Origin of the sequence: Aerosakkonema sp. BLCC-F183 (genome assembly GCF_041929145.1) — a bacterium.
In the GTDB taxonomy this organism is placed as follows: domain Bacteria; phylum Cyanobacteriota; class Cyanobacteriia; order Cyanobacteriales; family Aerosakkonemataceae; genus Aerosakkonema.
In genome coordinates this window covers 48,493-63,672 of sequence record NZ_JBHFNU010000065.1, presented here as the reverse complement: position 1 = coordinate 63,672, position 15,180 = coordinate 48,493, and the positions used below count along the sequence as shown (strand labels likewise).

General features: G+C 43.2%; 13 protein-coding genes. 12 read left to right on the top strand and 1 reads right to left on the bottom strand.

The window, feature by feature from the left end; translation table 11 throughout:
* The first annotated feature begins 8 nt into the window (after positions 1–8).
* The 12 genes from ACE1CD_RS19265 (at position 9) to ACE1CD_RS19210 (ending at position 13,284) form a co-directional block, all read left to right on the top strand.
* Positions 9–743, top strand: coding sequence for a hypothetical protein (locus tag ACE1CD_RS19265; protein ID WP_374794825.1), 735 nt, complete (start codon positions 9–11; stop codon positions 741–743).
* Between the two features lie 21 nt (positions 744–764).
* Positions 765–1,874 carry a hypothetical protein gene (locus ACE1CD_RS19260; RefSeq protein ID WP_374794824.1) on the top strand — a complete coding sequence of 370 codons (1,110 nt, stop codon included), beginning with the start codon at positions 765–767 and terminating at the stop codon, positions 1,872–1,874.
* 60 nt (positions 1,875–1,934) lie between these two features.
* Complete coding sequence (locus tag ACE1CD_RS19255) at positions 1,935–2,726, top strand: hypothetical protein (protein ID WP_374794823.1); 792 nt, start codon at positions 1,935–1,937, stop codon at positions 2,724–2,726.
* Positions 2,726–5,053 (top strand): TrbI/VirB10 family protein, encoded by a 2,328-nt coding sequence (locus ACE1CD_RS19250; RefSeq protein WP_374794822.1) that lies wholly within the window; start codon positions 2,726–2,728, stop codon positions 5,051–5,053. Before ACE1CD_RS19255 ends, ACE1CD_RS19250 begins: the two co-directional genes overlap by 1 nt.
* 15 nt (positions 5,054–5,068) lie before the next feature.
* Positions 5,069–6,196 (top strand): hypothetical protein, encoded by a 1,128-nt coding sequence (locus ACE1CD_RS19245; protein WP_374794821.1) that lies wholly within the window; start codon positions 5,069–5,071, stop codon positions 6,194–6,196.
* A gap of 16 nt (positions 6,197–6,212) precedes the next feature.
* Positions 6,213–8,099 carry a M23 family peptidase gene (locus tag ACE1CD_RS19240; RefSeq protein ID WP_374794820.1) on the top strand — a complete coding sequence of 629 codons (1,887 nt, stop codon included), beginning with the start codon at positions 6,213–6,215 and terminating at the stop codon, positions 8,097–8,099.
* 90 nt (positions 8,100–8,189) lie between these two features.
* Positions 8,190–8,729, top strand: coding sequence for a hypothetical protein (locus tag ACE1CD_RS19235; protein WP_374794819.1), 540 nt, complete (start codon positions 8,190–8,192; stop codon positions 8,727–8,729).
* A gap of 2 nt (positions 8,730–8,731) precedes the next feature.
* Positions 8,732–10,570 carry a type IV secretory system conjugative DNA transfer family protein gene (locus ACE1CD_RS19230; protein WP_374794854.1) on the top strand — a complete coding sequence of 613 codons (1,839 nt, stop codon included), beginning with the start codon at positions 8,732–8,734 and terminating at the stop codon, positions 10,568–10,570.
* 10 nt (positions 10,571–10,580) lie between these two features.
* Positions 10,581–10,898 (top strand): hypothetical protein, encoded by a 318-nt coding sequence (locus ACE1CD_RS19225; RefSeq protein ID WP_374794818.1) that lies wholly within the window; start codon positions 10,581–10,583, stop codon positions 10,896–10,898.
* 1 nt (position 10,899) lies between these two features.
* Positions 10,900–12,663 carry a hypothetical protein gene (locus ACE1CD_RS19220; RefSeq protein ID WP_374794817.1) on the top strand — a complete coding sequence of 588 codons (1,764 nt, stop codon included), beginning with the start codon at positions 10,900–10,902 and terminating at the stop codon, positions 12,661–12,663.
* A 91-nt stretch (positions 12,664–12,754) separates the two neighbouring features.
* The gene (locus ACE1CD_RS19215; protein WP_374794816.1) at positions 12,755–13,096 is read left to right on the top strand and encodes a hypothetical protein; all 342 of its coding nucleotides are present in this window, start codon (positions 12,755–12,757) and stop codon (positions 13,094–13,096) included.
* Between the two features lie 2 nt (positions 13,097–13,098).
* A complete protein-coding gene (locus ACE1CD_RS19210) occupies positions 13,099–13,284 on the top strand; it encodes a hypothetical protein (protein ID WP_374794815.1) in 186 nt (61 codons plus the stop codon).
* A 240-nt stretch (positions 13,285–13,524) separates the two neighbouring features.
* On the opposite strand, the gene ACE1CD_RS19205 is transcribed toward ACE1CD_RS19210, so the two are convergent.
* A complete protein-coding gene (locus ACE1CD_RS19205; protein WP_374826034.1) occupies positions 13,525–15,132 on the bottom strand; it encodes a DEAD/DEAH box helicase in 1,608 nt (535 codons plus the stop codon).
* Positions 15,133–15,180: the final 48 nt, after the last annotated feature.

Genomic DNA, 15,180 nt, shown 5'->3' with positions numbered 1-15,180 from the left:
GAGGAAATATGAAACCGAACCAACACCTCAAAAAAACCACGCTTGTTTTAGGTTTAGCTGCGATGCTTTTAATTGCTTCTGCCGCTCCTAGTCGTGCTGTTACTATACCGATGGGTGGGGGAGACTTTTTCAATGGTTTATTGAACCAGTTTCTCCAGTATTTTGAAGAAGCTCAACGGTATATTAGCCAAGTCATAAATGACAAAATTCAACCGTTAGAAGAGTCGATTAATGCCGATTTGCAAAATGCAATAGGGCAAGCTAAAGGCGTTTTAGGAATACCCGATCCGATCGCTACTCGAAAAACTGTCGAAGAAAATTTATCAAACTCTGCTGAACCAATTAATTCACAAGAAAGAGCAACCAACGAGATCGATCGCCAAATTACTAGAGCAACTGCATCTGCAACGCTCAGTCAAGAAGGACAGCAACGAACTCAAGAACAACTGCAAATTACCAAACAAGCAGTACAAACGGTGCAGCAGCAAGCACAAATCGCTCAGTCAGATGTAGTTACTCAGAATGTCATGAAACGAATAGCTGCCCAAAATGCAGAAATTAGCGGTGTTCTCGGCTCCATGAGGCAGGATATGGCACAAGATGCCCAACGTCAAGAACTAGCTAATGTCAACTTAACAAATATTTCTCGTGCTATCGACGGTCAAAACCAAGCCGCAGATAGCGAGCGAGTTAGTACGGGTTTTGGCAATTTACGTATTTTTTCAAGAGCCAGATTGTTCTAGGTCGTTTTAGGTGGACTCAAGATGGAAATGTTATCCCAAAGTTTTTTATGGAAAAGGTCGCTCTTATTTGGGGCTGTGCAAGACCAAGCTTCTCAAATTGTCAATCAATCTGCACAAGGTTCTCAATTTATCAGCGCATCGCTCGATCGACTTTGGGATGACGTATTGGGTGGCGGCTTATACACAGCCCTCGCCAATCTGGGTATTTTATTCGCCGTTGGCACTTTACTAATTTTCATGGTGCAGTGGGCTAAAGATTTGATTGATGGGGAGGAAGTCCGCAGTTTCGCCGAACTAATCTGGCCGATTTTAGTTATTTGCTTGTTGGCAAATAACGCCTCGCTTTTATCAGATTCTACCAAAGGTATGCGGTCATTAATCAACCAAGTTAATCAAACAATCTTAACTGAAACAGCGTCTAGCATTAGCCTACAAGAAGCCTATCAAAAGGTAATGTTAGAAATTGGTTCCGAAGATTTAGCGCGTGGTATTTTAGCTCAATGTGCTAGTAAAGCCGACCCAGTTCAACAGCAAGATTGCGTGAATAATGCGGTAGAACAAGCTAAAGCTTCTGCTCCACCAAATCCTTCACAGTCTTATCAAAACTTTTTAGATTCTCTCAATCCTTTACAGCAAGGACAAAACTTAGTTAACACTTTGCAATCCAGCGTTCAAAACACGCTCGTTATGGCGGCTAGAGGGTTACTGATTGCTTTTGGTATGGCTTTTCAATGGTTAGTTGAAATCACTTGGTTACTAACAGCTTTACTTGGCCCTTTAGCAGTTGGTGGTACTCTCCTTCCGGTTGGTCAAAAAGCTATCTTTGCTTGGTTGATTGGGTTTTACTCAGTTGGATTAGTCAAACTGTCTTTAAATATCGTAACGGGATTGGTCGCCACATTAGTTGTAAATGCAGGAGATAACGACCCCATGATTTTTGCTTTTGCTGTTGGTTTATTAGCACCAATACTATCCCTAGCGTTAGCAGCAGGTGCCGGAAAAGCTGTTTTCGATGCCCTCCAAACTGTGATTCGGCACGGTTTACTTGCAGGCGGTAAAGATGTACGTCGCGGTGCTAACGCCGTTGGACAAGTTACTAGCTTCGTATTTTCTAAAATACTCGGTCGCTAAAACCAAATTCTGGAATTTCCCCATTTTTTGAATGCGTGAATTTTGAATTTTGAATTGTTTATGGCTTCTCCTCAAACTCCTTACACGGAAGAATCAGCTACAACCAAGCGTCTGCGCTTTTTAGAAAGACAAGAAAAGCGCTTTACCACCAGCGATACTTTAGCACTTTTTGCTGTTGTCACTCTGGCGTTACATATTATCAATCTTTTAGGAGTAATTCTCCTATACGGTGCTTATTCCGGTTTGGCTCGAAAAGCTCCACCGACTTTAGTGCAATTAGAAACAGGTAAAACTATAGCAGTAGCGCCCCTTGGCTCTAAAGAAAGAACCCCAAAAGTTATTAGCCAATTCGTCGCTGATATCTTTACGTTAATGATGAATTGGTCGGGAACTTTACCAGCTACTACTGTAGAGGAAGCTGCCAATCCCAAGCCCGACCCTGGCGTAAAAATAGACAACCGAAATCGCGTTACCACAGCGTCATGGCAAGCGAGTTTCGCTTTGTCTGAAGATTTTCGGAAAGAATTTCTCACTAAGCTAGCGCAAATTACTCCGGCAGGGGTTTTTAACCGCTCAGTTCAAGTCACTTTAGTTCCTCTGGAAATTCAACCGCCTACCCAAATTGCACCAGGAAAGTGGAAAGTCAAAATGGTGGCGAACTTGATGGTAATGGACAAAACCAGCAATTTAGGCGATGTAATTCCCTTTAATAAAGAGATTTACGTTCAAGCTGTGGAAGCACCCAAAGCACCGACTGAAACCCTATCAGACTTGGGTTATAAAGTTTATTCGGTGCGACAAAGTGGCCTGGAAATCTATGCAATCCGCGATTTAACTAAGGAGAATTTATAATGGCTAACACTGACAATTATTCTCAATTTGCCGATTTCGATCCAGATAATATACGTGCAAGTGAAAGTAGTTCACCTTCATCTGAAGTGTCTCTAGGATTACCAGAGCGCTCTAGCAGTTCTCCAGAATCTTTAGAGCGACCATCTTCTAGCGATCGAAATGAAGATGAAACTGGCCCAGTTTGGAACCTCAAAAAGCTAACCGAGTTAGTAAATTTTGAAGAGGATACTGAACCGCGCCCAGCTAAAAAATCAGACTCCCCTGGAGAAGAAAAAGGCACACCGAATAATATTATTTCTCGCGATGAGTTATTCGAGTCTGATTTAGACGATCCAAACCAGTCTAAAACTGAACGCAGTTTTTCTAATAGCCCTTGGACTAAAGGTGGTTTAGTCGGTATGGGTGCAATGGTCGTTTTCGTGAGTGCTGGGCTATTTCTCAATAACGTTTTCAATCGCGGGAAAGTCGCTCAAGCACCACCCACTCCAACTCCGACCCCAGCAGTAACTCCAGCGCCGACACCAACTGAAAATGAAACTGGAAAACTCAAGACCGAAATCGCTCTTGGCACCCAAGCCGAACAATTAGCGGCACTCAATCGTGCTAAAAGCCCTTCTAACCCAACTCCAACACCAACGCCCACTGCAATACCAAGTCCAAGTGTGGCTCCCACGGCGAGCAATACTTCTCCAAATCAAGCTCAAACTTCAACGCCAGCCCCCACCCCTACTGCCAAACCTGTTGTAAGACCACCAGCTTCTAGCACAGCTTCGAGAACGCCCAGAGTCATCGTCAGAGAAGTGGTCAAAAGAGTTCCGGTGCCAGTTCCAGTACCCCAGCCAGCCCCAGTCCGACAAGTGCCGACTGCCACCAATAGGCCAGCACCTGTACCCGTTGCACTCGATCGACCAGGGAGGCAGATCGTGCGATCGACTCCGCCGCTACGGTCGGAGCGATCGCCAGCACCAACGATCGCTCCTACTCCTAAACCTCCAGCGGTACAGCCAAAGGAACCGCCGATCGCTCCTACTCCCAAACCTACTCGTGCAACAGAGGCATCACCACCGCCCGATCCGTTCGCACAATGGCAAGCACTAGCTAGCGTGGGTAGTTACGGACAGGCGGATGTTCCTGGGGACGACGGCCAAGAAGTTGCTGCTGTACCTGTCCCCTCTCAGCAAGCAGAACCAACTATGCCGGGACAAATCGGCGTTTCCCCAGTACCTGTTAGTGCTTACCCTTATACGGTTATGCCCCCAGCTGCGCCGGGGGCGTACTCACCAGGGGAGCAAGTTCCGATCGCGGCAGCCCAACGAAGCTCGATCGAGCTTCCCAAAGCTGTTAGAGTTATTACCGCACCTGCGCCTTATACAAACCAAGCTCCTAGCAACGACGCGGCTGAAGAAAGCCTACTACTGAATGGTTCTCGATCGCCAGCAATTCAACCCCAACCCGAAGTAGCCGCCATCGACCCTGAAGAAAGCTTGCTAGTGAATGGTTCTCGATCGCCAGCAGTTCAATCCCAGCCCACCAACGTTGCTCAAGAGGCTGGTACGCAAGCGGTAGATGCGGAAGAAGATGTACTGTTGGGCAGAGCGCCACAGCAGGTACCTAATTCCGTACCCCTTAATTTTCCTTCCTCGCTCAGCGGTCAATACCTTCAGGTGGGAACCACTGCCAGCGGCTTTTTAATTACGCCCGTTTTGAAGGAGTCAGGCACTACTACCGCTTACAGCAAAGATATCAACGAGCCTTCTAATCCTAACGCGCAGCGCTTTGCAGTTCGGCTTGAATCTGCTTTATCCAATCCAGAAGGGCAGCCCATTCTCAATCAAGGCACTTTGATTGTGTTTACAGTTGCTTCAGTGGGGTCAAATGGATGGGTAAATGCCACAGCTGAATCTGTTGTATTTCCCGATGGCAGCGAATATCGTTTACCCCCTGGCGCGATCGAGATTCGGGGAAATGGCGGCGAACCATTAATTGCTAAAAAATGGGATGACAAAAGCCGGGAATTTTTCTCGCAGAATGCTAATGCTTTCCTCTTTGGTGCGCTGAGTAATGTTGGCCGAGTATTAAATCAGCCTCGCAGCGAGTCTTATGAATATAATTCCGGTTTGGGATTTGGTTTGGGTCGTCGCAGCATCGAGCGCAATAGTCCAAATGTTTTGGGTACTGTATTGTCTGGCGGATTCACTCCAGTTTTGGAGTCCATTATGCAGCGAAATGCTATGGCGATACAAGAGATGCGTCAACGCTCGAACATTTGGTATGTATCCGCAGGTAAAGAAGTTCAGATTTTTGTTAATCAATCGTTCCAATTTTAGTTAAGGTGTAAAGCCATGCAATTTTCACACAAGGGTAAAATTTGCAGTTTTCTGCTAGTACAAGTGCCTTTAACTTTTGGGTTTGTGGGTGTCTTTCACCAGGATGTTCAAGCTGCCCCAGTCAGGCAAGGGCGTCAGGTAGCCTTACTTCAAATCGATCGCTCCGTTGCACTCGGAAATAGAGCGAAACCCCCGACTGTTGTCCTAGTGCCAGGTCACGGTGTAAATATCAGCTTTATTCCAACTGGAGAGATTATTGAAAAGATTTGGTTGGATAATCCACAATATGCCACTTTAGATGTGGATGGTTGTTTAGAATCTCAGCACTCAGGTAGAAAATGCGATAGCCCAGGCGCTCAAGTAGTACACTTGCGTCGGATTGTCGATTTGAATTTTCCAGGGCTGCATTCTACTCCAGATACCACATTGACAGTTGTTACCAGAGATGCAAGTTCCGGTTCGCGATCGAGCAATCGAAGTGTTTACACTTTTCGCGTAGCTAAAGGAAGTGGCGTTCCACGTTATAGCGTTATCGAAATTGTATCCGGTCAAGGACGTACTGCTGCAAACGGAGCGAATGTTGTTAATCTGGCTAATAATTCTGCGGGGAATTCCGAAGTTTCTTCTGTTAGCTACGAGACACTTGCAACTGGGATGCAAGTTGCTTTGGCGCAAGGGATTTTACAATATCGTTCTAACCTTTGGTATCGAATTAACGACTTTTTATTGCGCCTGAAGGCGGGTACACCGTTGCAAATGGCAATGGGACTTTCTGGCTTGAACGAAAGAATAGTTTCGCGTCTGCGGGATTTGGGAACGGGTAACGGCTTGGACAGATCTCCTATGGTGCCGTCTGCACCTGTTTATTCGGAACCAGACGCAGTGTATCGGCAAGCTTATCCAGCTGTTCCTTCTACAAGTCGCAGGCGATCGATACCCGTCTCTGTTCCAGTTTATCAAGCGCCTCAGCAGGTTCCGGTTTATTCTCCGGTTTATCAAGCACCTCAACAAGTCCCAATTTATTCTCCGGTTAACATCGCGCCTGTTTATCAAACTCCAAGGTTGGTGCCGCCAGTAGTGACGCCTTACCGTAGCGGCACTGCTGGTATGACGACTCCACCTTTTGTGCCAGCTGCCTATTGATTGGGAGAAGAACAGTATGTTGATAGCTCATTTGATAAGGGTTTTTAACAGTGTGGAATTTAAGCGTTTCGGTCAATGCTGTTTGGGATTTATTTTGGCTTTTGTTTTTGGTGGCCTTTTCTTTCCCACTACAGCTCAATTTCCGCCTGCAAGTGTACCGGGTGCGGCAATTAAGATCTCAACTTTTAAAAATGCTGCAATTCCCGACTGGAGTCAGACTACTTTTGGTTCTTTGCCGGGAGCTTTATCGGATGGAGGTTTTACAGTACCTCCAGATATCGTTTCCCAATTAGGATTTGACCCATCCCGTAGTTGGGTAGCAGGCCAAAAACCTGACACTTTTTTAGGACTGGGCGATTTTGAACAATCTTTTTATCTCCAAAATTTCAACTTAGCCACGATTGCCCAACTGGTAGGTCTAGATTTATCCAAGTTCAAGTTGTCAGATTTCGGAGCCATGAAATTCCAAACTATTAGCAGTTTGGTTAAGGCTATTCCCACCTTGAAAAATTTAAAAATTGAGCAGGTATTGCCAATTAATGACTTATTAGCGGCTTCGCTGGAGCAAGGCTTCAATCGTTCCGAAACAATTGCTCAACTTTTACAAAAGTCTCCCATATTAGGCGAACTGTCTCTCGACGATATTCCACTCGAAGCTTACTCTTTATCTGATTCAATTCCAGAACTATCCAATACAGCCCTTGGCTCGTTTAAAGGCTGGGAAAGAGTCTTTATTAGAGAAGTGCCTGGGTTGAGTAAGGTTCCTTTTAGTGAATTTCCTAACCCGATTCAAGCAGTAGGTTCGGCTGTGGGTTTAGTTGATGTTGCGTTTGGAACAGCGGAACAGGAGCGAAATCGCACGATTTCAGGAAGCGATCGCGAAGGGTTTAGCGTGAAATGCGATCGCGACTGCGCCCACATCGAATTAGCTGGAGATGAAACAGTTCTGGGGAAGCAATGGATATCGGGAAAGTACCAACAAGTCAAAGGCGGACACGGTATACTGGCGCGGGTTAACAATGGTAAAGAACCTACCGGAAGACACCCGTTTGGCAATGCTTTCAAAGTGGCGATTTGGGAAGTCAAGGAAACAACTGGTGAAGCATCTCAAGCACTATTTTTTCGTATGTGCATGAAGTTTTTGGGCTGTACTCCGTATTTTATTGGCCCTATTCCTTGGCTCACCTATCAAGAAAAGATGCCTATTTTCCTGGGACTCATCGAACCAAGGGTCAGCAACAGTACCTCAACTCCAACAGGTGCTACGCCACCACAACTGGAATCGACTGCTAACAATTCGCGTTATCAGCAAAAAGATAGCTTTCCAATTCCCAGTGCAAATAGCCGAAATTTAGGATTTCTTATTAAAGAAATGGCAGATTGCAAAGTCACCCATAATGGTGTCGTTTTAGATGCTTTATCTAAGGCTATCAGTTCTCTGGAAGGTGATTATACATCTGTAGGTTCTTACAGTTGCGATCGCGCCGGAAATTGCGGACGCGGTTTGGGAAGTAAGCAGTTTATGTCTTATCGTTCGGATGTGCGATCGCTAATTGCTGCCAAACCAGGCGGAACTGAATTCTTATCGCGTTTGGATGGTGGTCAATCTATCACATCCGATGAACTATTGCAATACTTTAATCCTCAAGAACAAGAAAATTTATTTCGGTCGGACGCAAGGGCGTTGCTCGATCGCGCAGCCAACACTATTGACCCTCAAACCGGACAACCTTTTACAGGTTCGAGGCTAATCCAACGAGTAGGTCAGATGCACTTTGGCGGTGATTCGATTCCCATAGATGCTCAAGCTAGCGATGTTTTTGGTCAATTGACTGTTAAATCCTACGGTCAGAAAACCGAAGCTAATTACGCACAAGCCTTGCAATCAATTGGTTGTCTGTAAAGTTTCTACGATAAACCAGTAAAGGCATTACCTCGCTTATTTCTGACGCTAACACTTGCCAGTGCGAAAGTATTTAAGGAAGGTTGAACGATGAAAAATGTATTTACTAAACATAGACTTCGGCTAGCCATTGTAGCTTCCTTGATAGCAATTGTTGCTTTTGGCTGGGGTTTTATGGCTAAGACGCAAATAGAAAAATCAACAACATTGAGGTGGCAACCTGCACAGAAAATTGTCGAAACTGCTTTGGTTCAAAAGGCTTTAAAAGAAAGCTTCCAAAGAACCAATAATGAACCTTCACCGGATGCAGAACAAGTCAAAGTAATTACGCTAGCCGCCGATAAAAAATATTTCTTGTTCGACTTCAATGCGCTTGAGTTGTGCGGTGTTGCAGGCTGCTTATATAGCGCCTATACAACGGATGGCCAAAATATTTTAAATTTAATGCTCAAACCTCAATTACCCAAAGGTTTTAGCTTGTTAGCGCCAAGCTCGGAAATAAGAAATGGGTATCGGTGTTTAGATGTATTTCAACAAAATTCTAACGAGTTAGTTAGTCGAAGCCATTTTTGTTTTGAATCGGGACGCTTAGTGCTATTGAATCAATCGCTCAAAGAGGTTAAATCGTGAAGATGAAGGCTACAGTTTTAAGTCAATCGAATACTCCTAATCTTTCTAAGTTGACGACGACTCAACAGTTAATTCACCAACTTCAGTCTCCCAGTGGGTTGATGCTGTTAGGATGTCTTGGTTTTGCGATCGCTTTGCAATTGTTGGGTGGTGCGGGAAAGAAGGGCAAACTTGCTACTGGGTACTGGGGAAGTGGAAAAGAAAAAGCCCGTGCTGCTAAAGTTGCTAAAAAGCAGATGCGAAAAGTGACTCGCAATAACGTCGCTCTCTATATTGGCACACCGCACAAGATCGGGAAGCAACTGCGTCAAGAGTGGGAAAGTGCTGGACTGATTAAAAAGTTAAATCCTTGGCAACAAACAATCCAAACACTCGCCGCGACACCGACTTTATACGTACCAGATGCTCAAAGGGGGATTTGTGCTATAGGTGCAGCGGGTTCGGGAAAAACCTTCAGCGTGATTGACCCTTTGATTCGTTCAGCACTTGACCAAGGTTTCCCCGTCTGCCTCTACGATTTTAAATATCCGGCGCAAACTAAACGGGCTGTAGCTTATGCGATGAAGCGGGGTTATACCGTCAGAGTTTTTGCACCTGGTTTTCCCGAAAGTGAAATTTGCAATCCTCTTGATTTGATTAAAGATGAGGAGGATGCTATAGCCGCAGGTCAGTTATCAATGGTTTTAAACAAAAACTTCGATAAAAGTGGCGGAACTGCTTCTAGCGATAAGTTTTTTGAGGATGCGGGGGATGCGTTAATTGAAGGCATTTTATTAGTAACTAAAGCCATTAAAACTTTGACGGGTACAGATGAATACTGTGATTTAATGATGGCACAAGCTATTTTAAGTTTACCTAGTTTAGCTTTGAGATTAGAAGAAGCTTCTAAAACTAAACTAAAAGTTTGGACTTCTCGCCCCCTTTCTCAATTAATCAGCGTCAAAGATTCAGAAAAAACTGTTTCTGGTATCGTCGGTACAGCACAACGAATCTTTCAAAGATTTTTAAAGAAAGATTTTGTCGGGGCTTTCTGTGGTCAGACTACTTTACCTCTAGATATTGATGGAAAACAGTTAGTGATTTTCGGATTAGACCGAAACAATCGCGATATTGTCGGGCCACTCTTAGCCGCGATTCTTCACATGATTGTCAACCGGAATGTTTCGCGTACTGTGCCGCGCCAAGACCCATTAGTAGTAGCATTAGATGAGTTGCCTACTCTTTATTTACCTGCTTTGGTTAATTGGCTCAATGAGAATAGAGAGGACGGATTTTGTGGAATTTTGGGTTATCAAAACGTTAGTCAGCTTGAAAAAGCTTATGGGAAAGAGTTAGCTAGAGCGATTGTGGGCGGTACAGCAACTAAATTCATTTTTAACCCCCAAGACCCGGAATCGTCTAAACTTTTTGCTGATTATTTAGGGGAAATGGAAATTCAATTTAAATCTAAAAGTCGTAGTACAGGTAGGGGTGGAGGTTCGAGGAGTATTAATGAAAATATTCAGAAACGGCATTTATTAGAACCTGCCCAATTTGCCAAAATGAAAACCGGGAAAGCGGTTATTATTAACCCGGCTTACACTCGTGGCGATGAAGCTTACGTTCCTCTATTTCAGTCTGTAAAAGTTCCCAAAGATGATGTTAATGAAATGCAATGGTCTGAGGATAAATGGAACTTTATCCAGCAAAGATTGCAGCAAAGGACTTTGACTATCAGTGAGGAGGAACGACGAGAACAATTTAATGTTCGTCGTGCTTTAGCGGAGCAGCTTTTTCCGCTTCCAGAGCAAGAAGAAAGCAAGGATAATCCCGCAGGGAATGACTTAGCAGACATATTTTAGGCAGAAATCTATGCGATTAACACAAACATTGGAAAAACTAACTCCTTTTTGGAAACAAGAAATTGAGAAGGCATTAACTTTACCTCCATTACCTTTGGATTACCAACCTAAGATAGTGGAAATTTTCGATGATTTAGGATTACTAGCTGGCAGCGTTTTTGGCGAACCTTACCAGTGTTATAGAACTGAAACAGACTTGACAAATTTCGTAGCTTGGTATCTAGATGGACAGCTTGCTTTCTTTTATCTAGGCGATGCGATCGTGATAGATAGGCTGACTTTAATGGCCAAAGCAAGTAGCTTACTCAACGTAATCGAAGGAGGGTAAAATGCCAGATATTTTTACAGGTTCTCCAGGAGATGCCGTTAACTTTATCGAACAATGGCGGCAGTTTTTAGAAGAATTATTGAGAAGTGAACCTGAAGAATCAACCCCGTCAGCTAGAGGTTTACAAATTTACGATAATGACCGATTAGTTTATGGAATGGAAAGAGAAACTAATCAATTTCTTGATGAGGTAACTGGATTAGTAGGACAGGTAATCAATCCAGAGTTATTAGGACAGCTTGAAAAACTAAGAGATACCCCCGTTGGTGGGTTAATACCAGAAGCAGCTAACAAACGAATCGAGTTGGATGGGAAGATTATATTGCAATCCGATCGCCAAGGAAAGGTAATTATTAATGAAATTATGAAGGCAAAATCTCAAGAAAAATTTACTGAAAATTCTCTTTCAACAGTTGCAGAACCAAATTCAGAATCCGTATGGTTGGAAAATCAACCTTTACCTGAACCTCCAGAAGAGGAAAATTATTATCAGCCTGTTGAGTTTGATGCCAATGGTTATTTGCGTGTTGGAAACGCAGAAGAAGTAGATGAGGTAAATGAACCGGAAACAGTAGAGGCATCCAATACAGTTTATTCTCCTAAAGCTGAATTATTATCAGTAGTAAGAGAGGGCATCAAGAAAGGAAACTACCAAATAATTAACCAAGCTTATACCGGGGTTCCTTATCAGGAAAAACAACAAATTTTTAACTCGTTAACTCCAGAGGAACAGAAAGAAGCTAGATTGCTTAAACTCATCCATCAAGTAGAAGAACTTTCTGGCATAACTGATGGGTCTATTCATAATTTCGTGCGGTCAGCGATGCAGAAGCAATCTAAATCCCAACCTCATCTAGAACCTGAAATTGAACAATTTGCTGAAAAATCGCGGACTATTTCTGGTTATGAAAAAGTTCAGCGATCGCTTGCCGCGCTTCCTCAAACAACCTCCGTTCAAATGGCTGCTAACTATAGCACTGAAATGCAAAGTTTATTAGAAACAATCCAGCAACAAAATCAGCAGATTAATTCCTTGCAGAATTCAGTTAGCCAAATGCAGCAGTTAATCGCCGCACGGGTTGAACAGCCTACACAATTTTCCTGGTGGCAGCAAGCTAAACAAACCGTCTCGAACCTCTGGGAAAACTTTAAGCATCGGGAAGATTACCACACTTATGCAAATGCTATTCGCAGTTTCTACACCCAAAAAGTAACACCGAATAGTTCAAATATTTATGTTAATAGCTATGTCATTCAAAGAGATGGAAAAAACTATACTCTTAGCGATCGAGATGGGCAAACAGTTATCAAGTTTCGTGCTAGCGGTTTGGGTGTGCGCGTTGATTCCCATGTTCGACTTCAGCCTGAACAAGAACGAGATTTGATTGAACTGGTAATGGCACAAATTAAAGGCAGACAACCCGGTGGTGCGTTTGCTGTTGTCGGACAGCAGGAAGCAGATTATTATCTGCGAGTTCAAAAGCTTTCTAGTGCTTTAGTAAATTATGCCAAATCTCAAAATAGTGAAGTAGAAATTGATGGAAAGCTTTCCTATAAATGGAAGGCTACCACGGAGGGAGATGTGGAAATTCACTCTAAAGATGGGAGGGGTTTGTTGTTAGTTCAGTCTGGCGGCAAGATGGTTACGCAGCTATCTGAACGCGATTTAGCTTACTTTGAGGCTATTTTACCCAAACTGCAAGCGCCAGGGATATCCTTACAACCGGAAAAAGAAAAATCGCGAAACCGGGAGATTGGTGATTAATTTAGAGAAGCATGAAGAGAATCGCACCTAAGCTAATACTTAGTTACTCAAGTATTGATATTATGCTCTAAGGATTCGATTTTAATTTACAATGCCTATACCATCCGAAATTTTAGCTCTCATTGACCGACTAAATCAGGAACTAGAGCAAACTGAACGAGATGCTACAGAGGGACTTTCCTTAGCCAGACAAAGATTGTCCCGCTTCCCAGACAACATTGTACTTACTCAATTTTTTGCTGCTTTGAGTAATATCCTGCTTTTTGTAGAAATATATCGAGGCAGAATTCAGAGTATTGTCGATCGCATCTCGCCAGAAAATGTACCTAACGAAATAATTCAGGAGGCGGGAGAAGATCTGGGAATCATCCTGGGGCGGGTATTGGAAGTTAAAATAAATGCTAATAGGCTCAAAACTCGTTTGGAGAACTGACAATGACACAACCATCAATGAGTGAACAGGAACGACGCGAACTGACAGAACTGCTTGAACTTGCCAAATTAACCGAACAGAAAGCTAAAGAATTGTGCGACCTGACATTGGAAATAGACCAAAAATATGAAAAACGTTTGGCTCAGTTAAAAGTTGCTGAGAAATTGAAAGTTGCCGGAATTCCGTAAAAGGATAGGTGAATGGTAAAACTTGGCACGTAAATCTGCGTACCCTATCGTAGCCATTCGCATTTTGGTTTAATGGTATTTTCTAGATTCACGAAACCATTATCGCACCTGACTCTTGAAAAAAGCGAGTATTGCCTATTTCTTTTCAAAAGGCTATGGCACGGAACGCAACGGCAGAGCCGATCGCACTCTTCCCCCGTCTTTTGGGCCCACATTCCTCACCGAACTCAATATTATCTCTCACGATGCTACGCTTTCCGTTTCTGACCAATCAGCCCCAAACTCACTTTTCATATATTTAACGACCCACTGTTTAGGTTTATGATTTTTCCCAGCAATTATATTTAAATATTTACGATATTTCGCTTCTGATGCCGGAGTTGGATTATCTCCAAAAATTGCGCCTCTAGCCCAATCTTCAGGCGGGTAAGCACTACTTTCATATTCCTCTCGCCAACGTTCTGCTGCCCAAGCTGGAGAAAAACCTTTAGCAAATGCTTCGTTTAATTTTTGGCGATAAAAATAGAATTTCTGACGGTCTTCATCTCTAATCATCCGTTCTAAAGCTTGGATTGGGGTCAGTTTTTCTCTTGGTACAAAATCATAACCGCACTGGCGACAACGAGGAGTTGCAATCCAAGTTAATGCACCGCACCCTCCCAATTCCAGCGGGCAAGTTTTCATCGGAATTTCACCTGATTCTGTTTCTCCAGATTCGTTTAAACTTACCTCTCGGAAATCTTCAATAAACCCAAATCTTTTTACTAATCCTGCTTGGTCTAATACTAAACAATCTGTTTTGTTTGGTGATATTCTTAAACCTCTACCTACTTGTTGAAAATACTTGGCTCGACTTTTAGTTGGTCGGCATAAAAGTACCGCAGATACTTTTGGATCGTCATAGCCTTCTGCTAAGGATTCACAAGAAGCTAAAACGCTGATTTGGCCTTTAGATAATTTTTCATAGTAAATATTTCGTTCTTTAGGTGACATCGACCCATCTACGTGAGCGGCTGAAACTCCAGCATCTCGAAATGAAGATGCGATCGCACGAGCATGAGCTATACTAACTGCAAACGCAATGGTTGCCCGACCAGCCGCCAAACGCTGCCATTCTTTTACTGCGGCTGCGATCGCTTCTGGTACATTGCATTTTACTTCCAAATCTTTTATGGCAAAATCGCCGTTTTCTTCTCCTACTTCTGATAAATCCAGTTCACCATTACTATAATAAACGGGTCGAGTTAAAAATCCCCATTCAATTAACTGTTCTGGAAAAGGTGCCATAACCAATCCAGTAAAAATATCTCCTAACTCTTCTTTTTTATCAAGCCTAAATGGGGTAGCTGTTAATCCGATATAAATACAGTTATTAGCAGGAATATTTGTGCAATCTTTGAGTTTAGGGAAGCGTTTGAGCATTACGCTTGTGAAACTGGTTAAATGGCATTCGTCGCAAATAACTAAATTGGGTCTAAACCATTCGTCTATTTCCCGATAAGCTAAAGTTTGTACCGAAGCTATTTGGATTCGATGCTGTCTTTCTTCTTGGCGTCCTCCTGCTATTACTCCGCAATTAATCCCAAACTTGCTAAATTTTTCTAAAGTTTGCTGGATTAAAACATCTCGATGCACCACAAATAAAACTCGTTGACCTTTCAAAAAAGCGTTATAAACAATCTCTGCTGCCACGATCGTTTTTCCTGAACCCGTAGCAGCGACGATCAGGTTGCGTTGGTGTCCGGCTTGAATTTGGGCATTTAAATCTGATATTACTTGTTTCTGGTAATCTCGCAGTTTTGGTAAATTTTGGGTTTTTAAGGTTTTCATCTGAGTTTCGGTTTTCAAATGATTTATCTCCACGAACATTGTTTTAACTGTCGCGGATTTAATTGC